General features: G+C 66.3%; 23 protein-coding genes. 15 read left to right on the top strand and 8 right to left on the bottom strand.

The window, feature by feature from the left end:
• Positions 1-127: 127 nt before the first annotated feature.
• From ACODS4_RS26390 to ACODS4_RS26380, 3 genes are all read right to left on the bottom strand, one after another.
• Complete coding sequence (locus tag ACODS4_RS26390) at positions 128-529, bottom strand: type II toxin-antitoxin system VapC family toxin (protein WP_488868643.1); 402 nt, start codon at positions 527-529, stop codon at positions 128-130.
• Between the two features lie 8 nt (positions 530-537).
• Positions 538-786, bottom strand: coding sequence for an AbrB/MazE/SpoVT family DNA-binding domain-containing protein (locus tag ACODS4_RS26385; RefSeq protein WP_488868642.1), 249 nt, complete (start codon positions 784-786; stop codon positions 538-540).
• Between the two features lie 79 nt (positions 787-865).
• The gene (locus tag ACODS4_RS26380; protein WP_488868641.1) at positions 866-1,942 is read right to left on the bottom strand and encodes a DMT family transporter; all 1,077 of its coding nucleotides are present in this window, start codon (positions 1,940-1,942) and stop codon (positions 866-868) included.
• 191 nt (positions 1,943-2,133) lie between these two features.
• Here ACODS4_RS26380 and ACODS4_RS26375 point away from each other — a divergent pair, with 191 nt between their 5' ends.
• A complete protein-coding gene (locus tag ACODS4_RS26375) occupies positions 2,134-2,694 on the top strand; it encodes a glutathione peroxidase (protein ID WP_488868640.1) in 561 nt (186 codons plus the stop codon).
• Between the two features lie 7 nt (positions 2,695-2,701).
• Here the strand turns inward: ACODS4_RS26375 and ccmB are convergent, their stop codons facing one another.
• Both ccmB and ccmA read right to left on the bottom strand, forming a co-directional pair.
• A complete protein-coding gene (gene ccmB / locus ACODS4_RS26370) occupies positions 2,702-3,367 on the bottom strand; it encodes a heme exporter protein CcmB (protein WP_119831696.1) in 666 nt (221 codons plus the stop codon).
• Positions 3,364-4,047, bottom strand: coding sequence for a heme ABC exporter ATP-binding protein CcmA (gene ccmA / locus ACODS4_RS26365; protein WP_488868639.1), 684 nt, complete (start codon positions 4,045-4,047; stop codon positions 3,364-3,366). Before ccmA ends, ccmB begins: the two co-directional genes overlap by 4 nt.
• A gap of 416 nt (positions 4,048-4,463) precedes the next feature.
• Here ccmA and ACODS4_RS26360 point away from each other — a divergent pair, with 416 nt between their 5' ends.
• From ACODS4_RS26360 to ACODS4_RS26330, 7 genes are all read left to right on the top strand, one after another.
• Complete coding sequence (locus ACODS4_RS26360; RefSeq protein WP_488868638.1) at positions 4,464-6,143, top strand: putative transporter; 1,680 nt, start codon at positions 4,464-4,466, stop codon at positions 6,141-6,143.
• A 96-nt stretch (positions 6,144-6,239) separates the two neighbouring features.
• Complete coding sequence (locus tag ACODS4_RS26355) at positions 6,240-7,049, top strand: ABC transporter ATP-binding protein (RefSeq protein ID WP_298368089.1); 810 nt, start codon at positions 6,240-6,242, stop codon at positions 7,047-7,049.
• A 149-nt stretch (positions 7,050-7,198) separates the two neighbouring features.
• Positions 7,199-8,041, top strand: a complete 843-nt coding sequence (locus tag ACODS4_RS26350; protein WP_488868637.1) for a transporter substrate-binding domain-containing protein — start codon at positions 7,199-7,201, stop codon at positions 8,039-8,041.
• A 75-nt stretch (positions 8,042-8,116) separates the two neighbouring features.
• The gene (locus ACODS4_RS26345; protein ID WP_488868636.1) at positions 8,117-8,821 is read left to right on the top strand and encodes an ABC transporter permease; all 705 of its coding nucleotides are present in this window, start codon (positions 8,117-8,119) and stop codon (positions 8,819-8,821) included.
• Between the two features lie 3 nt (positions 8,822-8,824).
• Positions 8,825-9,514, top strand: a complete 690-nt coding sequence (locus ACODS4_RS26340; RefSeq protein ID WP_488868635.1) for an ABC transporter permease — start codon at positions 8,825-8,827, stop codon at positions 9,512-9,514.
• A 95-nt stretch (positions 9,515-9,609) separates the two neighbouring features.
• Positions 9,610-9,834, top strand: coding sequence for a hypothetical protein (locus ACODS4_RS26335; protein ID WP_488868634.1), 225 nt, complete (start codon positions 9,610-9,612; stop codon positions 9,832-9,834).
• Positions 9,835-9,884: 50 nt separating this feature from the next.
• A complete protein-coding gene (locus ACODS4_RS26330; RefSeq protein WP_488868633.1) occupies positions 9,885-10,430 on the top strand; it encodes a TspO/MBR family protein in 546 nt (181 codons plus the stop codon).
• Positions 10,431-10,433: 3 nt separating this feature from the next.
• On the opposite strand, the gene ACODS4_RS26325 is transcribed toward ACODS4_RS26330, so the two are convergent.
• Entirely contained in the window at positions 10,434-11,471 is a 1,038-nt protein-coding gene (locus tag ACODS4_RS26325; RefSeq protein ID WP_488868632.1) for a lysine-2,3-aminomutase-like protein, read from the bottom strand.
• 65 nt (positions 11,472-11,536) lie between these two features.
• Here ACODS4_RS26325 and ACODS4_RS26320 point away from each other — a divergent pair, with 65 nt between their 5' ends.
• The 6 genes from ACODS4_RS26320 to ACODS4_RS26295 all read left to right on the top strand — a co-directional run bounded on the left by ACODS4_RS26320 (position 11,537) and on the right by ACODS4_RS26295 (position 17,131).
• A complete protein-coding gene (locus tag ACODS4_RS26320) occupies positions 11,537-12,301 on the top strand; it encodes a glycerophosphoryl diester phosphodiesterase (RefSeq protein ID WP_488868631.1) in 765 nt (254 codons plus the stop codon).
• 179 nt (positions 12,302-12,480) lie between these two features.
• Entirely contained in the window at positions 12,481-13,878 is a 1,398-nt protein-coding gene (locus tag ACODS4_RS26315) for an NAD(P)H-dependent flavin oxidoreductase (protein ID WP_488868630.1), read from the top strand.
• A gap of 156 nt (positions 13,879-14,034) precedes the next feature.
• The gene (gene irrA, locus ACODS4_RS26310; RefSeq protein ID WP_488868644.1) at positions 14,035-14,481 is read left to right on the top strand and encodes an iron response transcriptional regulator IrrA; all 447 of its coding nucleotides are present in this window, start codon (positions 14,035-14,037) and stop codon (positions 14,479-14,481) included.
• Between the two features lie 158 nt (positions 14,482-14,639).
• On the top strand, positions 14,640-15,059 hold the full coding sequence (locus ACODS4_RS26305; RefSeq protein ID WP_488868629.1) for a rubrerythrin family protein: 420 nt from the start codon (positions 14,640-14,642) through the stop codon (positions 15,057-15,059).
• A gap of 93 nt (positions 15,060-15,152) precedes the next feature.
• Entirely contained in the window at positions 15,153-16,517 is a 1,365-nt protein-coding gene (locus ACODS4_RS26300) for a heterodisulfide reductase-related iron-sulfur binding cluster (RefSeq protein ID WP_488868628.1), read from the top strand.
• A 23-nt stretch (positions 16,518-16,540) separates the two neighbouring features.
• A complete protein-coding gene (locus tag ACODS4_RS26295) occupies positions 16,541-17,131 on the top strand; it encodes a DUF3501 family protein (protein WP_488868627.1) in 591 nt (196 codons plus the stop codon).
• A gap of 139 nt (positions 17,132-17,270) precedes the next feature.
• Here ACODS4_RS26295 and ACODS4_RS26290 read toward each other — a convergent pair whose 3' ends face one another.
• Both ACODS4_RS26290 and ACODS4_RS26285 read right to left on the bottom strand, forming a co-directional pair.
• The gene (locus ACODS4_RS26290; RefSeq protein ID WP_488868626.1) at positions 17,271-17,912 is read right to left on the bottom strand and encodes a DUF2239 family protein; all 642 of its coding nucleotides are present in this window, start codon (positions 17,910-17,912) and stop codon (positions 17,271-17,273) included.
• 106 nt (positions 17,913-18,018) lie between these two features.
• Positions 18,019-18,549, bottom strand: a complete 531-nt coding sequence (locus ACODS4_RS26285) for an SH3 domain-containing protein (protein ID WP_488868625.1) — start codon at positions 18,547-18,549, stop codon at positions 18,019-18,021.
• A 289-nt stretch (positions 18,550-18,838) separates the two neighbouring features.
• On the opposite strand from ACODS4_RS26285, the gene ACODS4_RS26280 reads away from it, so the two are divergent.
• Positions 18,839-19,828 carry a 2-hydroxyacid dehydrogenase gene (locus ACODS4_RS26280; protein WP_488868624.1) on the top strand — a complete coding sequence of 330 codons (990 nt, stop codon included), beginning with the start codon at positions 18,839-18,841 and terminating at the stop codon, positions 19,826-19,828.
• Positions 19,829-19,836 lie beyond the last annotated feature (8 nt).

Raw genomic sequence — 19,836 nt, 5'->3', positions numbered from 1 at the left:
GAGCATCAGACTACGAATCTGAGGGTCAGGAGTTCGAATCTCTTCGGGCGCGCCATCCTTCCAAAACAGCATGACACGACGACAAGGCCGCCTCCGGGCGGCCTTCGTCGTTTCCGGGCTTTGTTTGTCAGGGTCGGCTTGTCGTCGCCGCGTCCAGCAGCGTCACGGCGTCCGGCCCGGCCCGATCCGCGAGGGTTCGGTCGAACGTGACCAAACGCGCCGCCTTGGCCTTGCCCGCTTCAAACAGAATCACCCCGTCGGCGAAATCCCCACCGGCTTCCAGCAGGCGCAGACCGGCTTCGGCGGCGGCCCGGTTGGTGTCTATGCTGCGGCTTTCGATCAGGCGGCGGATGGCGGTCGCGATGTCCGCCGTCGGGTAGCGGTAGGCGCGTTTGAGGACCCAAACCAGTTCGCACAGCACGATTGTGGAAATGAAAACGGCTTCGGCGCTCTCAATCACGCGGGCCGCTTCGGTGGCTTGCGCCTCGTCGTCCCAGGTCAGAAAACGAACCAGGACGTTCGTGTCCACCGCGATTTTCACCGTTCCCCCGCCTCTTCGATGGTGTTTTGCATCTCTTCCAGAGACAGGGGGCGCTGCCCTGTCCGCCGCAGAGCGCCGCGCAGGTCGGCCACATCGGCGCGCGCGCCAGCGGGCCGCAACTCCACCCGGCCATCGGGCAACAGTTCCACATCGACCCGTCCGCCGGGCTTGACGCCGAGATGGTCAAGCACAGCCTGCCGCAGCGTCACTTGCCCTTTCGCGGTCACGGTCAGTTCGGCTCTCATGGCGCGCCTTAAAGTAAGGGTGGAGATACCTTACTTTAAGGCGATGGACGCGGTGCGTCAAGAGCGCCCCCGCCGCCGCTCAATGCGTGTGGGTGTGGTGGGCGTCGGGGAAATGCGGGTGGCTGTGGCGCAGCGGGCGGTGCCGGTGCGGGTGGCTGTGCGGGGCCTCGGCGGGGCCGGGGAGCGGGCCGTCATGCTCATGCTGGTGATGCGCGTCATGGACGTGCGGGTGGTCGTGGTCGAGGGCGTCGTGGTCATGCTCGTGCGCGTGGGATTCGGTCAGATGCAGCCAGACTCCCAGCCCCATCAGCGCCGCCGCGATCAGCAGCGGAACGGTGACGGGTTCGCGGAACAGGGCCAGCGCGGCCAGCGCGCCGACGAAGGGCGCGGTCGAGAAATAGGCCCCCGTCCGCGCCGCGCCGATCCAGCGCAGGGCCAGCACGAACAGCGCCAGACTGACGCCGTAGCCCAACAGGCCGACGGCCATCGTCGCCGCCATCAGGGCGGGGCCGGGCAATGAATCGCCAAGCGCGAGCGCCAGCGCGACGTTGACGCTTCCCGCCACCAGCCCCTTGACCATGGCCACGTCCACCGGATCGGCCAGCGCGACCTTGCGGGTCAGATTGTTGTCGAGCGCCCACATCAGGCAGGCCCCGATGATGGCGGGCGGCCCCCATCCGGCGAAAAACCCGGAAAGCGACAGGGCGGCGCCGCTGATGGGCCAGGACAGGGCGACGGCCCCGGCGACGATGGCGGCCATTCCGGCGACCAGACGGCGGTCGAAGCCTTCCTGAAAGACGAACCACGCCAGCAGGGCGGTCAACACCCCTTCCAGATTCAGCAGCAGCGAGGCGGTGGAGGCCGCCGTGCTGGTCAACCCGATCATCAGCAGCACCGGCCCGGCGATTCCGCCAGCGGCGACGGCGGCCAACAGCCAGCCCCATTCGGCGCCGCGAACGTTCCGTTCCCCACGCTTGCCCGATTGCGTCAAGCCACGAACAAGCCGGACGGCGCCCAGGCCAAGGCCGGAGCCAAGATAGAGCGTTCCGGCCAGCATCCAGGGCGACAGGTCGGCGACCAGCAGTTTGGCCAGCGGCGTGCTGAGGCCGAACAGAACCGCCGCCGCGATGGCGAGGGATGGGCCAAGACCGATCATGACGACGACGCCTTGTTGTTGAGCCAGCGGTGGCGGACCAGTGTAGGCGCTTTGCCCGGCGTGGATCCCGCAAAGTTTTCGTGATGCCGGACCTCAGTCGGGTGATCCGGCGGGGCGTGGGGGCCGTAGCAAGCGCAGCAGGAACGCCAAGACGTCCCTCTGGCGTCCACGATCACGAACGGATCACCGCGATGACCGCCCGCAACCGCTTTCGCTCCAGCGCGCTCGCCGCTGTCCTTGTCCTGATGGGAGGCGCTTCCGCCATGGCCGCCACCGCCTATGACTTCACCTTCCAGGGCATCGACGGCCAGCCCTTGCCGCTGTCGCAATTCGCGGGCAAGACCGTTCTGGTGGTCAACACCGCCTCGCAATGTGGTTTCACCCCGCAATACAAGGGGCTGGAAGCGCTGTGGGAGAAGTACCGCGCCCGTGGTCTGGTGGTGCTCGGCGTGCCGTCGGACGATTTCGGCGGGCAGGAGCCGGGCAACGCCGCGACGATCAAGGATTTCTGCGAGGTCAATTACAAGATCGACTTCCCGCTGGCCGACAAGACGGTGGTGTCGGGCGACAAGGCCCACCCCTTCTACCGCTGGGCCGGGGACGAGTTGGGCATGCTGGCCAAGCCGCGCTGGAACTTTCACAAATATCTGATTGGCCCGGACGGCAAACTGGTCTCCTGGTTCTCGACCATGACCGACCCGGAATCGGACAAGGTCCGCGCGGCGATTGAAAAGCTGTTGCCGAAGTCGTGAGACGCGCTCACTCCACCGCTTGGCGCAGGGCCGCCGCGCCGGCCCAGGGGGCCAGCGGCAGGGCGGCGGCGAGGATGCCGGCCAGCAGCAGCAGATGCGGGCGCGGCGTCAGCCCGTTGATGGCGGCGTCGATGGCGCCCGCCCCGAAAATCAGCACCGGGATGTAAAGCGGCAGGATCAACAGCGACAGCAGCACCCCGCCGCGCCGCGCCCCCAGGGTCAGGGCCGCGCCGATGGCCCCGATCAGGCTGAGAATCGGCGTGCCGATGGCCAGCGTCAGCACCAGAACGCCAAAGCCCGCCCCGTCCATGTTCAGCAGAACCGCCAGCAGGGGGGCGGCGGCGATCAGCGGCAGGCCCGTCACCAGCCAATGGGCCAAGGTCTTCGCCAACACCACCGCCTCCAGCGGCAGGGCGGTCAACGACATCAGTTCCAGCGAGCCGTCCTCGTAATCGGTCTGGAACAGCCGTTCCAGCGACAGGAGCGAGGCGAGCAGGGCGGCGACCCAGATCACCCCCGGCGCGATGCGGGCCAAAATGTTCGGCTCCGGCCCGACGCCGAAGGGAAACAGCACGACGCACAGCACAAAGAACATCACGGCGATGGTGGCGTCGGAGCCTTGGCGCAGCGCCAGCCGCAGGTCGCGCCCGACCAGACGCAGAAAGCGGTTCATGGCGCGGCATCCTCTCCAACATCATCATCCTGGCCGCCGTCTTCGTCGTCCGTCTGCGGCGTGAAGTCGTCGAGTCGCAGTTCCTCCCCGCCCGGAGTCGCGATGTCGGTGTGGGTGGACAGCGCCACCATGCCGCCCTTGGCGCGATGCTCGGCGATCAACCCCTCGAACAGGGCGATGGCGGCGCGGTCGAGCGCGACGGTGGGTTCGTCCAGCAGCCACAAGGGCGCGGGCGCGGCCAGCAGGCGGGCGAGATTCAGGCGGCGCTTCTGCCCGGCGGACAGGCAGCGGCCCGGCACGTCGGCGATCTGCGGAACCCCCAGCCGGTTCAGCGCGTCGCGCGCGCGCGCCATCGGGTCGGCGGCCCCGCCCAACGCCGCCCAGAAGGCGAGGTTTTCGGCGGCGGTCAGCACCGGCTTCACGGCGTCGAGATGGCCGACATATTGAACGTTGGCCCGATGGGCGTCGGGATCGTCGGCGACCAGGGCGCCGTCCCAGCGCAAGGCCCCGCGAAAGGGCTTCAGCAACCCGCCCATCACCCGCAGCAGGCTGGATTTGCCGCTGCCGTTGGGGCCAAGCAGCACCAGCGCGCCGCCGGGTTCCAGGCGGAAATCCAATCCGGTGAACACCAGCCGGTCGCCGCGCAGGCAGGTCAGCTCGGATCCGGTGAAAACAGGCATGGCGGTTCGACGGGCGGAGCGGTGGAGGGGGAAAGGCGCTGCTATAGCACAGCCCAGGACCGGAGCCGGAAAAAAGAAACGGCCACCGCGAGGGGGTTCTCACGATGGCCGCGCGTCCAGTCGGGGTCTGACTGGTGACTGCTCGGTCGTACGGCGGCCTGTCCGGTTGCGGGTGGCGTTAGGGGGGACGCCCAATGCGCAACAGGCGGCTGCCGTTTGGTTGCCACTAGGACTAATCCAAGAAAGTGGCAAAATTTGGATGAATTAGGGCGGCGGCGTCCCTCGTGTGATTTTTTTGAGGCATTGTTCTGAATCAATGGTTTCCCTTGGCGGCTTGGCCATCGTGCCCAGGTTGCGCCGTGGCGCTGGACTCGCTCGACCGCCGTATTTCGCCCCACTTTTCTGGATTGGCCCGCATGACCACTCTGCTCGCCCTGTTCAACGGTCTGCCCGACATCGCGCGGATCATGCTGACGCTCAGTTTGATCGCCGTCGCTGGGTTGGCGCTGGGGCAGGTGAAGATCAAAGGGGTGGGTTTGGGCATCGGCGGGGTGCTGTTCGCCGGGCTGGCGGGCGGCCACATCGCGGCGGCGGCAGGGGTGAAATTCGACCTGCACGTCCTGCATTTCCTGCGGGAATTCGGGCTGATCCTGTTCGTCTACACCATCGGGGTGCAGGTCGGGCCGGGCTTCTTCGCCGCGTTGAAGCGGTCGGGGTTGACGCTGAATCTGCTGGCGGCGGCGCTGGTCGGCTTGGGCGTGCTGGTGACGGTCGTCATCCACAAGGTCGCGGGCGTGCCGCTGCCCGCTGTGCTCGGCCTGTTTTCCGGGGCCGTCACCAACACGCCGTCGTTGGGCGCGGCGCAACAGATTTTGGCGGAGGTCGGGGCGCCCGCCGCCGCGCTGGAGACGCCGAGTCTTGGCTACGCCATCGCCTATCCCTTCGGCATCGTTGGCATTCTGATCGCCATGATGACGGTGCGCGCCGTCTTCCGCCTGGATCCGGCGGCCGAGGCGAAGAGCTTCGACGACCGCCGCCGGGCGGCGGCGGAGACCCTGGAAACGCTGGACGTCGCCGTGCGCAACCCGACGGTCTTCGGATCGGCCCTGCGCGACATCCATCTGTTCGGCGATCTGGGCATCGTCGCCTCGCGCATGATGCGCGGCGGGCGGCTGTGCGTGCCGCACCCCGACACGACGGTCCAACCGGGCGACGTCTTCCATCTGGTCGGCCCGCGCGCCAAGCTGGAACGGCTCCGCGCCTTTCTGGGGGAATTGTCGGAGGTGACGTTGACCACCAAGGGCACGGATGTGCGGTGGGACCGGCTGGTCGTCACCAGCAACCATGTGCTGGGCAAAACCATCGGGCAATTGAACCTCGCCGACGCTTACGACGTGGTGGTCAGCCGGGTGAACCGGGCGGGCGTCGAACTGGTGCCGTCCCCGGCCCTGACGCTGCAATTCGGCGACATCATGACCGCCATCGGCAAGCCGGAGGATCTGGCCCGCGTCGCCCATCTGGTCGGCAACGCGCCGCGCCGCTTGCAGCAGGTCGATTTCATTCCGGTGTTCATCGGCATCGCGCTGGGCGTGCTGCTCGGTTCGATTCCCGTCTATGTGCCGGGAATGCCCGCGCCGTTGAAGCTGGGTTTGGCGGGTGGGCCGCTGGTGGTGGCGATCATTCTGGCGCGGTTGGGGCATGTCGGCCCGCTGGTCTGGTTCATGCCGCCCGCCGCCAATCTGGCTCTGCGCGAGATCGGCATCGTGCTGTTTCTGGCGGTGGTCGGCTTTTTGTCGGGCGACCGCTTCCTCGACACGCTGCTGCACGGCGACGGGTTGGCCTGGATCGGCTATGGCGCGGCCATCACCTTGATTCCGTTGCTGATTGTCGGTCTGGTCGCGCGGGCGGTCTTCAAGCTGAACTATCTGACGGTCTGCGGCCTGCTGGCGGGCAGCATGACCGATCCGCCGGCGCTGGCCTACGCCAACGCCCTGTCGCCGTGCGAAGCGCCGTCGCTGGCCTACGCCACCGTCTACCCGCTGGTGATGTTCCTGCGCATCCTGGCCCCGCAGCTCATCGTGCTGTTTCTGTGGTAAGGCCCCGGAAAACTGTGAAATCCGCGTTGCGTAACCCATGCGTCACGGTCTAGCCTGTGTTGCATTGGTACGACCACAACCGATCCGGTCCTTCGCATGCATCGACACCCGCCTGTCAGTGACGCCGCCCCCGCCGCCGTCGTCGTCGAGGATCTGCACAAACGGTTTGGCGAGTTGGAGGTTCTGAAAGGGGTGTCGCTGACCGCGCGGGAGGGCGACGTCATCACGATGATCGGCTCCTCGGGATCGGGCAAAAGCACGCTGTTGCGCTGCATCAACATGCTGGAGATCCCCGACGATGGCCGCGTGACCATCGGCGGCGAGACCATCGGCCTGAAGAAGATCCGCAACGGTCGGGCCACCGTTCCCGCCGACGCCCGTCAGGTGGAGCGCATCCGCACCAAGCTGGGCATGGTGTTCCAGAGCTTCAACCTGTGGACCCACATGACGATCCTGGAGAACGTCATCGAGGCGCCGGTCCATGTGCTGGGCGTGCCGAAGGCCGAGGCCATCGACCGGGGCCGCATGCTGCTGGACAAGGTCGGCATTCTGGCCAAGGCGGAATCCTACCCCGTTCAACTGTCCGGCGGCCAGCAACAGCGCGCCGCCATCGCGCGCGCGCTGGCGATGCAGCCCAAGGTCATGCTGTTCGACGAGCCGACCTCCGCCCTGGATCCCGAACTGGTCGGCGAGGTGTTGCGCGTCATCCGCCAATTGGCCGACGAGGGCAACACCATGATCCTGGTGACGCACGAGATGGGCTTCGCCCGCGAGGTGGCGTCCAAGGTCGTCTTCCTGCACCAGGGCCGGATCGAGGAGGAGGGCGCGCCCGACAAGGTGCTGACCAACCCCGATTCCGAGCGGGTGCGGCAATTCCTCGCCCGTCACCTGTCGGGAGCGGCGTGACGCGCGGTTTCGCTTGAAACTTTTGACGAAATGGTCAGCTTTGTCGCGGGGGAGTCCACAAGCCCCCCGACCAGACCAAACACCACGCAACCGCTTGAATCAACCATGCCCGAATCAACAAGGGCGTTCCTGAACAGAGGAGAGTTTCCGTGAAGAAGATCGTTGCCGCTCTGGCGCTTGGCGCCCTGATGGTCGTCACCGGCGGCGCCGCCGAGGCCAAGGACTGGAAGAAGATCCGCATCGCCACCGAGGGCGCCTACGCCCCGTGGAACGCCACCGATCCGTCGGGCAAGCTGGTCGGCTTTGAAATCGACCTCGCCCAGGATCTGTGCAAGCGCATCGGCGCCGAATGCGAGGTTGTCGCCCAGGATTGGGACGGCATCATCCCGGCGCTCCAGCAGGGCAAATATGACGGCATCATGGCCGCCATGTCGATCACCGCCGAGCGCAAGAAGGTGATCGAATTCTCGAACCCCTACGGCACCGAGCCGTCGATGTTCGGCATCCCGAAGACCTCGCCGCTGGCCGCCGCCAAGTTCGGCGCCGAGCGCGTCGATCTGACCAAGGACACGCCCGAGAACAAGGCGGCGCTGGCCAAGCTGGGCGAAGTGCTGAAGGGCAAGACGGTCGGCGTCCAGACCTCGACCATTCAGGCCAACTTTATGGAAAAGCTGCTGCCGTCGGTGGCGGTCCGCACCTATGACAAGCTGGACAACGCGGGCATCGACATGGCCGCCGGTCGCGTCGACGCGATCTTCGGCGACCGTTCGGCGGTCAGCGCCGTTCTGGAGGCTGACGCGGCCAAGGGCATGGTTCTGTTCGGCCCGGCCTTCTCGCGCGGCGTGCTGGGCGACGGCGTCGGCGTCGGTCTGCGCAAGGCGGACAAGGACCTGAAGGAGAAGTTCAACAAGGCGATCGCCGACGCCACCAAGGACGGCACCGTCACCAAGCTGAGCACCAAGCATTTCGGCTACGACATCGCCATCAAGTAAGGATCCCGGCCCCTCTCCCATCCCGTGGGAGAGGGGCCGTCCGTTTTCGCCCTCACGTCCTACCTTGAGCGGCCCATGCTCGAACTTCTTTCATTCGGCCCGAACGGCTGGGGCGGACAGCTTTTGAGCGGATTGGCGATGACCATCGCCGTGTCCGTCTCGTCCTTCACGCTGGGCATCCTGTTTGGTTCGGCGGGCGCGGCGGCCAAGCTCAGCCACAGCCTGATCCTGAACGGAATCGCCGAGCTTTACACCACCGTGGTGCGCGGCGTTCCCGAACTGCTGGTCATCTATCTGCTGTTCTTTGGCGGCAGCGGCATGATTATGGCCGTCGCCGGGATCTTTGGGTATGACGGCTATATTGAGATCAACGCCTTCACCATTGGCGTCGCCTCGGTCGGCCTGATTTCCGGGGCCTATTCGACCGAGGTCATTCGCGGCGCGGTCCAGTCGGTTCCCTTCGGCCAGATCGAAGCGGCGCGCGCCTGCGGGATGAGCCGTTGGCTGATCCTGCGCCGGGTGCTGGTGCCGCAGACCCTGCGCTACGCCCTGCCGGGGCTGGGCAATGTCTGGCAATTGACGCTGAAGGACACGGCGCTGATTTCGGTGACGGCGCTGGCCGAGATCATGCGCGTCGCCCATGTCGCCGCCGGATCGACCCGCCAGCCCTTCCTGTTCTACACCACCGCCGCCGCGCTCTACCTGCTGCTGACCACCGTTTCGACGGCGGTCTTCGAGCGGGCCGAACGGCGCGCGAATCGCGGCGTGCGGAGGGCCTGAGGCATGGATTGGGAACTGATGTGGGACAGCCTGCCCCGTCTGCTGGGGGCCATGCCGCTGACCTTGCTGCTGGTGTTCGCCTCGCTGCTGTTTGGCGCGGGCGTGGCCTTCGCCACGGCGTTGCTGCGTCTGTCGGGCAACCGCGTGGCGGAGACCCTGACCGCCGCCTATGTCTTCGTCTTTCGCGGCACGCCGCTGCTGGTCCAGATCTTCCTGATCTATTACGGGTTGGGCCAGTTCGAGGCGGTGCGCGACAGCTTTCTGTGGCCGATGCTGCGCGAGCCGATGTGGTGCGCCATTCTGGCCCTGACGCTGAACACCGGGGCTTACACCAGCGAGATTCTGCGCGGCGCCATCCTGTCGGTGCCGTTGGGGCAGGTGGAGGCGGCGCGGGCCTGCGGCATGTCGCGGGTGTTGACCTTCCGGCGGATCGTGCTGCCGGTGGCGATTCGCCAGATGCTGCCCGCCTATGGCAACGAGATGATCTTGATGGTGAAGGCCAGTTCGCTGGCCAGCACCATCACCATGCTGGAAATCACCGGGCTGGCCCGCAAGATCATTTCGCAGAGCTTCGCCGTGTTCGAGATCTTCATCCTGGCCGGGGCCATCTATCTGCTGCTGAACTTCCTGGCGTCGCGCTTCATCAAATACACCGAATGGCGGCTGACGCCCTATTTGCGGGCGCGGGCGTGATGTTGGCGGCTTGATCCCGGCCCGCGTGGCTCCACCTTGAGGATGAGAGGGGCGGTTCGCCCCCCTCTCAACAACCGACGGGGAGGGATCAGGCCATGACCGTTCTTCTGCGTTCCGCCGCCAATCCGGGCGGATCCACCACCGAACAGCTTCTGAAAACCGTGCGCGCCGACGTGATCGAGCGGATGCAGGCTTACGCCGCCGATCCCCGCCCGGAAATCGCCCGCATCCTGGCCAACAACATCCGTATTTTGACGCTGCTGACCGAATCCATCGAGTTGGCGGAGGCCAACACGCGGATTCTGTCGTCCAACGATTGAGGGTGTTTTGCGGGCTTGACCTGTCGGGCTGACGCTCCATCTGACGGGGCATGACCGACACGACGCTCTCACCCGCCAAACCGCCCCCGTCTTTCGTTCCGCTCCGGCAACGGTGGTGGCCGCCCCTTTTGTTTTGGCTGCTGGTCAATGTCTGGGGCTTTGTCGAGCGGGGCGGGCAGCCTTTCGCCGGGCATCAGCCCTCGCCGTTGCAGCCGCCGGGCTGGGTGTTTCCGGTGATGTGGTTCACCCTGAACGTCTTTCAGATCTGGGGCGGTCTGCGCCTGCTCGACCCGGCGCGACCGATCCGTCACCGGCGGGCGGTGATCGCGCTTCAGGCCGTCACTTGGGTGATCTACGCCACCTTCAGCGCCGTCTATTTCACCTTGGGAAGCTCGATTCTGGCGGCGGGCTGGACGGTCGGCTTCTTTGTTCTGACGGTGGCGTCCATCGCGCTGGTGGCGCGGGACGACCGCAGCGTCGCGGCGATCTGGTTGCCGCTGATTCTGTGGACCGGCTTCGCGTCGGTCGTCGGGGTTCACAACGCCCTCATCAACCCCGACCCGCTGTTCGGCACGGCGGCGCTGTGGCTGCGCTGAGGCTCAACCGCGATAGCGGTGGGTCTGGCCGGTGAAATCCGTGACGTTGTAAACCCCGACCTCGTCCGTTTCCTGGATCCAGGCCGGGGCGGCGGGGGCCTTGCCGTGGCCGCCGGGAATGTCCAAGACATAGGTGGGTTGGCACAGGCCCGACACCCGCCCGCGCAGGCTTTTGACCAGGGCCTGCCCCTCGGCCAGCGTGCCCCGGAAATGGCTGGTTCCGGCGGCCAGATCGGGGTGATGCAGGTAATAGGGCTTCACCCGGTTGCGGACCAGACCGCGAAACAGCGCCTCCAGCGCCGCCGGGTTGTCGTTGACGCCCTTCAACAGCACGGTTTGCCCAAGCAGCGGGATCCCGGCATCCACCAGACGGGCCAGCGCGGCGCGGACCTCCGCCGTCAATTCGTCGGCGTGGTTGATGTGGACGGCGATCCAGGTCGCCAGATCCGGCGCGGTCAAGGCGGCGATGAGGTCGTCGGTGACGCGGCCCGGATCGGCGGCGGGGATGCGGGTGTGCAGGCGCACCACGCCGACCTGCGGCATGGCGGACAGGGCTTGCGTGATCGTTCGCAAGCGGCGCGGCGACAGCAGGAAGGGATCGCCGCCGGTGACGACGACCTCCCACACCGACGGATTGTCGCGGATGTAGGCGAGCGCGGCGTCCAACTCGTCCCCGCTCAGCGCCTCGCCGCCGGGGCCGACCATTTCGCGGCGGAAACAAAAACGGCAATAGACCGCGCAGGCGTGCAGCGGCTTCAGCAACACCCGGTCGGGGTAGCGGTGAACGACGCCCTTGACCGGGCTGCGGGCGACGTCGCCGATGGGATCGGCCAACTCCTCCGGCGTGGCGTACGCCTCGGCGGGGGAGGGGACATATTGGGCGTACAGCGGGTCGTCGGGCGTACGCCCCTGCAACTGGTCGCGCAAATACGGGGTCAGCGCCACGGCGTAGCGTTCGGCCACCGTTTCGACGGCCTCGCCCGCCTCAACCGTCATCAGCCCGGCGGCCACCAGATCGGAAACGCTGCGCACGGCCTTCATTCCTCTTTCCCGCCTCGGCGGATTGCGTCATTAGGAAAGGGATCGCTCTTACTCCCGTGAGACCCATGCTGTCGACTCTTCCCCGTCTGATTGGTCATCGCGGCGCCAAGGAAAGCGCGCCGGAGAACACGCTCGCCTCGATCCGCGAGGCCGCCCGCCAGGGCGCCCGCTGGGTCGAACTGGACGTCATGCTGTCGCGCGACCAACGCCCGGTTCTCATCCACGACGACACGCTGGACCGCACCACCAGCGGGACCGGCCCGGTGCCGCTGCGCGACGTCGCCGACCTGCGCGCGCTCGACGCCGGAACCTGGTTCGATGCGAAATTCGCGGGCGAGCCGCTGCCAACCCTGGAAGAGGCGGTTGCGCTGATCGACGAACTGGGGCTTGGCCTGAATCTGGAAATCAAACCCTATCCGGGGCAAGAGGTCGCGACCGCCACGGTGGCGCTGGAAACGCTGCGCCCCCTGTGGCCCGCCGGGCGCCCCCTGATGTTTTCCAGCTTTGAGATTCCCTGCCTGGAGGTGGCGCAAAGCCTGTGGCCGGAGATTCCGCGCGGTTATCTGATTTGGGAGGAGCCGGAGGATTGGGCGGCCATCGCCGACCGCGTCGGCGCGGCGACCTTCAACGTCAATCATGAATGGCAGACGCCCGAGACCATCGCCGCCTACCGCGCCACCGGGCGGGCGGTTCTGGCCTACACGGTCAATGAGTCGGAACGGGCCAAGACCCTGTTCGACTGGGGCGTGACGGCGATCTTCACCGACGCGCCGGGACGTCTGGAGTCGGAACTGTCCGGTTCTTCCGTTCGCGATGACCGGAAATCCTGAACGTTTTTTGCGTGAGGGTCCGAATCCGCTCGTAGGAAGCGTCGATTCCTCATATATAGAACCGCTTGGCGCACCCTGCCGGAAGCCGTCCGGTTTTCGACGGGGCCTTTTGTCGTCGGGTGTCCGCCTGTTGATCCGGCGTCCTGGTTTGGGCGCGCGTTCGGTTTTTGGAGGGTTCGTTGAAGGCGTTGAAGCCGTTGCCGATGTCCGGTCGGGATGTTCTGCCGCTCGTCGAGGGTGGCAAGGGGATTGCCGTCTCCAACGGCGAAAGCTCCGGCGCCTGGGCGGCGGCCGGTGGGGTTGGCACCTTTTCCGGGGTCAACGCCGACAGCTATGACGAAAACGGCAACCTTCTGCCGCAGATCTACAAGGGCAAGACCCGGCGCGAGCGCCACGACGAGTTGATCGCCTTCGGCATCGAGGGCGGCATCGCTCAGGCCCGCATGGCGCACGAGGCGTCGAACGGCCAGGGCCGCATCCACATGAACGTCCTGTGGGAAATGGGCGGGGCCGAGCACATCCTGAACGGCGTGCTGGAAGGGGCCAAGGGCCTGATTCACGGCGTCACCTGCGGCGCCGGCATGCCCTACAAGGTCGCCGAAATCGCCGTTCATCACGGGGTGCATTATTACCCCATCGTGTCGTCGGCCCGCGCCTTCCGGGCGCTGTGGCTGCGCGCCTACAACAAATTCCGCGAGAATCTGGGCGGCGTCGTCTATGAGGATCCGTGGTTGGCGGGCGGCCACAACGGCCTGTCCAACTCCGAGGATCCGCAGAAGCCGGAGGATCCGTTCCCCCGCGTTCTGGCCCTGCGCCAGATGATGAACAGCTTTGGCTTGAACGAGACCCCCATCGTCATGGCGGGCGGCGTCTGGTGGCTGTCGGAATGGGAGGACTGGATCGACAACCCCGATCTGGGGCCGGTCGCCTTCCAATACGGCACCCGTCCGCTGCTGACGCAGGAAAGCCCGATCTCCACGGCGTGGAAGAACCGGCTGCTGAACCTGAAGCCGGGCGACGTCTTCCTCAACCGCTTCTCGCCGACCGGCTTCTATTCGTCGGCGGTCAAGAACCCCTTCCTGCTCGATTTGATGGCGCGGTCGGAACGGCAGATCGCCTATCTGCCCAAGCCGGTGGGCGAACATTCCGCCGAATTCCCGGTCGGCCCGCGCGGTCGCCCGGTCTACGTCACCGAGACCGACAAGGTTCGGGCGGAAGGCTGGCTCAGCCAGGGCTTCACCACCGGCCTGAAGACGCCCGACAGCACGCTGATTTTCGTCACGCCGGAACAGTCGGACAAGATCCTGCGCGATCAGGTCGATTGCATGGGCTGCCTGTCGGCCTGCGGCTTCTCCAACTGGATGCAGAACGAGGCCGGGACCACCGGCAAGAAGGCCGATCCGCGTTCCTTCTGCATTCAAAAAACGCTCCAGGCGGTCAGCCACACCGACGATTGTGAAAATCAGTTGATGTTCGCCGGGCACAACGCCTACCGCTTCGCCTCCGATCCCTATTACGCTGACGGCTTCATCCCAACGGTGAAGCAGTTGATCGAGCGGATCGCGTCGGGTTACTGATTTTTCTTGTGAGTTCAGGGCTTTCCCCAATGGGCCGCGTGACGCGCTGTGTTGCGTCGTCCGGCCCATTGGTTTTAGAATGGCTCGAATGTGGTGGAGCGATCCTCCGCCGCGCGACCCATGATTGACGCCGTTCGGCTGAGGGGCTTGCCCATGATGACCGTCAACCGCCCCTACAAGCAGATTCTGGATCGTCTGAACGGCGTTGGGCTGCGTCCGACCCGCCAGCGTTTGGGATTGGCCCGGCTGTTGTTCGAGGGCTGCGACCGCCACGTCACCGCCGAGCAATTGCATGGCGAGGCGCTGTCCGCCGATCTGCGGGTGTCGCTGGCGACCGTTTACAACACGCTGAATCAGTTCACCGCCGCCGGTCTGCTGCGCGAGGTGGTGGTCGAAGCCGGAAAATCCTATTTCGACACCAACACCAGCGACCATCATCATTTCTTCCTGGAAAACACCGGACGGCTGGAAGACATCCCCGGCGATCATCTGGCGGTGCAATCCCTGCCGAAAGCCCCGGCGGGAACGCGGATCGCGCGGGTGGACGTGATTGTTCGGCTGGTTGAAGACGCCAGCCCGACGACTCCCCTGCCTTGCGATTGATTCGCAAACTGTGTGGCGCTGCGGCGTCTTGGCGCAGTGTTTAGAGTCCTTCCAAATTGTTGACGCGACCAACGGTCGGCGCCACTATTCCCGTCACGCCCGCGCGGGTGTGAGACACGCACGGTGACGCTGGGCGCAACCGTCTGGAGGATCCCGTCATGGCGCTGAAGGGCAGCAAGACCGAAGACAATCTGAAGGCCGCGTTCGCCGGTGAAAGCCAGGCCAACCGCCGTTATCTTTATTTCGCACAGAAGGCCGACGTCGAAGGCTACAACGACGTCTCCACCGTGTTCCGCTCCACGGCGGAGGGGGAGACTGGCCACGCTCACGGCCATCTGGAGTTTTTGGAAGAAACCGGCGACCCCGCCACCGGCCTGCCCATCGGCACGACGTCGGACAATCTGAAGGCGGCCATCGCGGGCGAAACCCACGAATACACCGACATGTACCCGGGCATGGCGCGAACCGCCCGCGACGAGGGGTTCGACGAAATCGCCGACTGGTTTGAAACGCTGGCCAAGGCGGAAAAGAGCCACGCCGGGCGGTTCCAGAAGGCGTTGGACAATCTGCTGGGGTGAGGAACGCCGTTCCCCTCTCCCGTCGGCGGCGGGGGAGGGGTGGGGCTTGCGCGTCCGACGCCGCGACACCCATTCCTCGGAGGAGACCGTTCCATGCGCGAAGGCAGCCTGGGGGCGCCGGTTCGTCATCCGCTCGACTGGCAAAATCCCGATTTCTATGACGAGGCCAAGCTCGACGCCGAGATGCGCCGGGTCTTCGACATCTGCCACGGCTGTCGGCGCTGCTTCAATCTGTGCGACAGCTTCCCCCGCCTGTTCGATCTGGTGGACCAGGCGGGCGACGCGGAGTTGCACGGCGTGCCGTCCGCCGCGTTCAAGGGGGTGGTGGACGCCTGCACGCTGTGCGACCTGTGTTTCATGACCAAATGCCCCTATGTGCCGCCGCACGAATGGGCGTTGGATTTCCCGCATCTGATGGTGCGTCACCGTGCGGTCGAGGCGAAAAAGAACGGGATTTCGGTCGCGCTCAAACAATTGACGCAAACCGACCGCAACGGCGAACTGGCGCGCCCGGTCGCCGCCCTCGCCAATTGGGCTTCGGCGGAGACCAACAGCCTGACCCGCCCGCTGCTGGAGAAGGTCGCGGGCGTCCACCGCGACGCCCATCTGCCGCGCTTCACCGGCAAAACCCTGACCATGCGGGCCAAGGCCGAACCGCTGGCGCTGAACCGCGACGCCCCGGCCTTCGGCAAGCGCAAGGCGGTGCTCTACGCCACCTGTTCGGGCAATTACAACACCCCGTCCATCGGCATGGCCGCCCGCGCCATTCTGGCCCGGAACGGCGTCGAGTCGGAGGTGGTCTATCCTGGCTGCTGCGGCATGCCGCAGCTTGAACAGGGCGATCTGGCGCGGGTGGACGGCAAGGCGGCGACGGTCGCGACCGCGCTCGCCCCCTGGATCGACAAGGGTTATGACGTCATCGCCCTGGTGCCGAGTTGCGCCCTGATGCTGAAGCTGGAATGGCCCTTGATCGCGCCAAAGGACGCGCCCCACCGCGCGGCGGTCGAAAAACTGGCGCAGGCGACCTACGACGTCAGCGAATACATCGTCGACATCGCCCGCAAGGAGGGGCTGGCCCCAGGGCTGGAACCGCTGCCGGGCGGGGTGGCTCTGCACATCGCCTGCCACGCCCGCGCCCAGAACATCGGGCAAAAGGCGGCGGAGATGCTGCGGCTGATCCCGAAGGCTGATTTGAAGGTGATCGAGCGCTGCTCCGGCCATGGCGGCTCCTGGGGCGTGCTGACCGAGAATTTTCCGTTGGCGCTCAAGGTCGGCAAGCCGGTCGCCGCGCAGGCTCTGGCCTCGGGCAAACACTTCGTCGCGTCGGAATGCCCCATCGCCGGGCCGCACATCATGCAGGGGATCGAGCGGTTGGCCGATCCCGAAGCGCCCGCGCCCAAACTGGAAAACCTGCACCCCGTCGAACTCTTCGCCCGCGCCTACGGCATCGCCGTCTGAGCCGGACCTGCCAGGAGCCAGCCATGGCCGCCAAGACCGAAATCACCCGCGCCGACATTCTGCCGATGGCGCAATACGCCGCCGAGCGGGCGGAACGCCGCACAGCCTTGATGGCGCTGAAGAAAAATCGCCGCCTGTCGGTCGGCCCGCACGCGACTTTCTTTTTTGAGAATTACGAAACGATGTGGCAGCAGATCCACGAGATGCTGCGCATCGAGAAGGGCGGGGAGGAGCAGATCGCCGACGAACTCAACGCTTACAACCCCTTGATTCCCAAGGGGCGGGAACTGGTCGCCACGGTGATGTTCGAGATCGACGACGCCGACCGCCGCCACCGCGTCCTGAGCGCGCTGGGCGGCGTCGAGGCCCATATGGAGATCAAGATCGGCGGCGAGACCGTTCCGGGCCGTTCCGAGGCGGACGTCGAGCGCACCAACGCGGCGGGCAAGACCTCGTCGGTGCATTTCATCCATTTCGACTTCACCGACGCGCAGGTGGACGCCTTCCGGCATCCAGGCGCGCCGGTGATGGTCGGCATCACCCACCCAAACTACGGCCATCTCGCGGTGATGCCGGAGGCTGTGCGGGCGGCGCTGGCGGAGGATTTTGCGTGAGGGGAATGTTTTTCCCCCTCCCTAACCCTCCCCCGCTCACGCGGGAGAGGGAACTCCGCCGAACGCCGACAAGGAGCCAGCCCCCTCTCCCGCAACGCGGGGGAGGGATGGGGAGGGGGCCGATCCACAAACGCGCGCCTCAGGCCGCCTGGGTCGCCGCCTCGCCGCCTTGCAGGGCCGCCGCCGCCAGATGGGCGGCGTGGCTGCGGACATCCTCCGGCCAATCCTGGATCAACGCGCTGAAACGGTCGGCGTCCTGGGCGTAGAAGGCGCGGACGGCCTCCTCATACTGTGGCAGATCCCCGGCCATGACGGTCATGAAACGGTGGGCGGCCTCGCGGGCGCGGCGGGCGCGGTCCTTGTCCAGGCTGGCCCGCTTGGCCTCCTCCACCAGCTTGCGCAGCGTGACGGAGGCGCCGCCGGGTTGGGTCGCCAGCCAATCCCAATGGCGGGGCAACAGGGTGACTTCGCGCGACACCACGCCCAGCTTGGGACGGCCCGGACCGCTCTTGCGCGCGGTTTCCGCCGGGGCGGGTTGCGGCAGGCGGGCCAGCACGTCGTCCAGGCTGCCACGCAGGTCCAACTCGATCCGGGCGCTGGTCGCGGCCTCGAAAATCAGAATGGGGGCGGACTCGTCGCTGTCGCTGTGCGCCTTCACCGCGCGGGCCAGCGTGGTCAGCGGACCAAGGGCGATGCGGCGCGATCCGGCGAAGGCGATGCAGGCGGCGGTTGGGCTTAGGTTGCTTAAGCTGGTGTTGGCAGGCGTGTCGCTGCTGGTCACGGTGATCTCTCCTGGCCTTACCTTGGCGCGCCCGTGCGGCGTCGTGAAGGCGGCGGGCGTTGTGTAGCCCGGATGATGGAGCAGCGTCAATAACACCGGGGTAAAATCACTCGATTTTTTCACCGGGGTAGGTTCCCCAGAAGTCAGACCGTTGCAGCCAACCACGATACCCTTTGACGTCGATCTCGCACCAATCGCCCTGGCATTTCTTCAGGGAACCGATGACGCCGACTTCGGCGCGCGCGACGACCGGCGCGTCGCTTTGCGGGGTTTTGCGCAGGGAACGCACCTGCCCGATGATGAGCGCGCCACGCTTGCCCGCCAGCGCGCTTTGATGAACCCAACCCTCGCTGCCCTCCCAATCGCGGATGCGCCGCCAGGTGTCGAACTCCTGGATGATTTCGACCGGCATCTCTTTGCGGGTGAACACCCAGTCGATGGGGTAGCTGCCGTTGGGGCCGGAGCGCAGGTTGACTTCACCGACGCGCAGAGTGACGAATCGCGGAATCGGCAGGCCGGACGCGTGGGTCGGATCCCTTTCCTTGCGGGCTTCGGCGGCTCTGGCCTGGAACGCCGGGCCACACCCGGCCCCGATCAACAGGGTCAGCGCGACAAGAGCGAAGCGGCGAGCGAGCATGGAACACACCGAATCAGAAGCGGGACGGGGATTTTGGAACGGACATCGGTCTTGGAACCAGGGGGAACCGGGCGGCACTATAGTGAGGGCGACTTGTTCGGGGCAAGGTTCGCCGCGCCGCTGAACCGTGGCCGCCGCTGAAATCGGGACGCGCCGGGGCCGTCGCGCTGGTTTCAGGGCGGTCATTCGTCACAGCGATCTGGACAGTGAAACAACCGCTTGGTATGGCAACCACAGGCCGTCTTGCGCATCGCTCGCGCGGTCATAAGGTTAGGGGAGGCGCCGCTCGATGACCGACAAGAAAAAGCCGCTCGTCGTCGTTACACGCAAGCTGCCGGATGTCGTCGAAACCCGGATGATGGAGCTGTTCGACACCCGTCTCAATCCGGACGACACGCCGCTCAGCGCCGCGCAGTTGGTGGACGCGGTGGCCAACGCCGACGTGCTGGTTCCCACCGTGACCGACCGCATCGACCGCGAGCTGCTGGACAAGGCCGGGCCGCGCCTGCGCCTGATCGCCTCCTTCGGCACCGGCGTCGATCACATCGACCTGAAGACGGCGCGCGAGCGCGGCATCGTCGTCACCAACACGCCGGGCGTGCTGACCGACGACACCGCCGACATGACGATGGCGCTGCTGCTGGCCACCGCCCGGCGCTTGGCCGAGGGGGAACGGCTGGTCCGCTCCGGCCAATGGGCCGGTTGGGGGCCGACCACCATGCTGGGCCACCGCATGACCGGCAAGCGGCTGGGGATTCTCGGCATGGGGCGGATCGGTCAGGCGCTGGCTCGTCGGGCGCGGGCGTTCGGCATGTCGATCCACTACCACAACCGCCGCCGCGTTCACCCGGATCTGGAGCAGGAGCTGGAGGCGACCTATTGGGCCAGCCTGGACCAGATGCTGGCCCGGATGGACATCGTGTCGATCAACTGCCCGCACACCCCGGCCACCTATCATCTGCTGTCGGAACGCCGCCTGAAGCTGCTGCGTTCGCACTGCTACATCGTCAACACCTCGCGTGGCGAGGTGATCGACGAGGTGGCGCTGACCAAGATGCTGTCCAAGGGCGAAATCGCCGGGGCGGGGCTGGACGTGTTCGAGCATGAACCGGCGGTCAACCCGAAGCTGCTGCGACTCGACAACGTCGTCCTGCTGCCGCACATGGGATCGGCCACCATCGAGGGCCGCATCGACATGGGCGAGAAGGTCGTCATCAACATCAAGACCTTCATCGACGGCCACACCCCGCCCGACCGCGTGTTGGAAACCCTGCTGTAAGAGCGACG

The sequence above is a fragment of the Azospirillum sp. FG154 genome (genome assembly GCF_057809575.1).
This window is presented reverse-complemented; position numbering and strand designations above follow the sequence as displayed.

Bases quoted from the DNA above. Each gene is read 5' to 3' on its own strand.
- ACODS4_RS26305 (WP_488868629.1), top strand. From the start codon at position 14,640: ATGGCGCTGAAGGGCAGCAAGACCGAAGACAATCTGAAGGCCGCGTTC.
- irrA (WP_488868644.1), top strand. From the start codon at position 14,035: ATGACCGTCAACCGCCCCTACAAGCAGATTCTGGATCGTCTGAACGGC.
- ACODS4_RS26360 (WP_488868638.1), top strand. From the start codon at position 4,464: ATGACCACTCTGCTCGCCCTGTTCAACGGTCTGCCCGACATCGCGCGG.
- ccmA (WP_488868639.1), bottom strand. From the start codon at position 4,047: ATGCCTGTTTTCACCGGATCCGAGCTGACCTGCCTGCGCGGCGACCGG.
- ACODS4_RS26300 (WP_488868628.1), top strand. From the start codon at position 15,153: ATGCGCGAAGGCAGCCTGGGGGCGCCGGTTCGTCATCCGCTCGACTGG.
- ACODS4_RS26295 (WP_488868627.1), top strand. From the start codon at position 16,541: ATGGCCGCCAAGACCGAAATCACCCGCGCCGACATTCTGCCGATGGCG.
- ccmB (WP_119831696.1), bottom strand. From the start codon at position 3,367: ATGAACCGCTTTCTGCGTCTGGTCGGGCGCGACCTGCGGCTGGCGCTG.
- ACODS4_RS26285 (WP_488868625.1), bottom strand. From the start codon at position 18,549: ATGCTCGCTCGCCGCTTCGCTCTTGTCGCGCTGACCCTGTTGATCGGG.
- ACODS4_RS26345 (WP_488868636.1), top strand. From the start codon at position 8,117: ATGCTCGAACTTCTTTCATTCGGCCCGAACGGCTGGGGCGGACAGCTT.
- ACODS4_RS26280 (WP_488868624.1), top strand. From the start codon at position 18,839: ATGACCGACAAGAAAAAGCCGCTCGTCGTCGTTACACGCAAGCTGCCG.
- ACODS4_RS26375 (WP_488868640.1), top strand. From the start codon at position 2,134: ATGACCGCCCGCAACCGCTTTCGCTCCAGCGCGCTCGCCGCTGTCCTT.
- ACODS4_RS26335 (WP_488868634.1), top strand. From the start codon at position 9,610: ATGACCGTTCTTCTGCGTTCCGCCGCCAATCCGGGCGGATCCACCACC.
- ACODS4_RS26355 (WP_298368089.1), top strand. From the start codon at position 6,240: ATGCATCGACACCCGCCTGTCAGTGACGCCGCCCCCGCCGCCGTCGTC.
- ACODS4_RS26340 (WP_488868635.1), top strand. From the start codon at position 8,825: ATGGATTGGGAACTGATGTGGGACAGCCTGCCCCGTCTGCTGGGGGCC.
- ACODS4_RS26325 (WP_488868632.1), bottom strand. From the start codon at position 11,471: ATGAAGGCCGTGCGCAGCGTTTCCGATCTGGTGGCCGCCGGGCTGATG.
- ACODS4_RS26380 (WP_488868641.1), bottom strand. From the start codon at position 1,942: ATGATCGGTCTTGGCCCATCCCTCGCCATCGCGGCGGCGGTTCTGTTC.
- ACODS4_RS26385 (WP_488868642.1), bottom strand. From the start codon at position 786: ATGAGAGCCGAACTGACCGTGACCGCGAAAGGGCAAGTGACGCTGCGG.
- ACODS4_RS26320 (WP_488868631.1), top strand. From the start codon at position 11,537: ATGCTGTCGACTCTTCCCCGTCTGATTGGTCATCGCGGCGCCAAGGAA.
- ACODS4_RS26330 (WP_488868633.1), top strand. From the start codon at position 9,885: ATGACCGACACGACGCTCTCACCCGCCAAACCGCCCCCGTCTTTCGTT.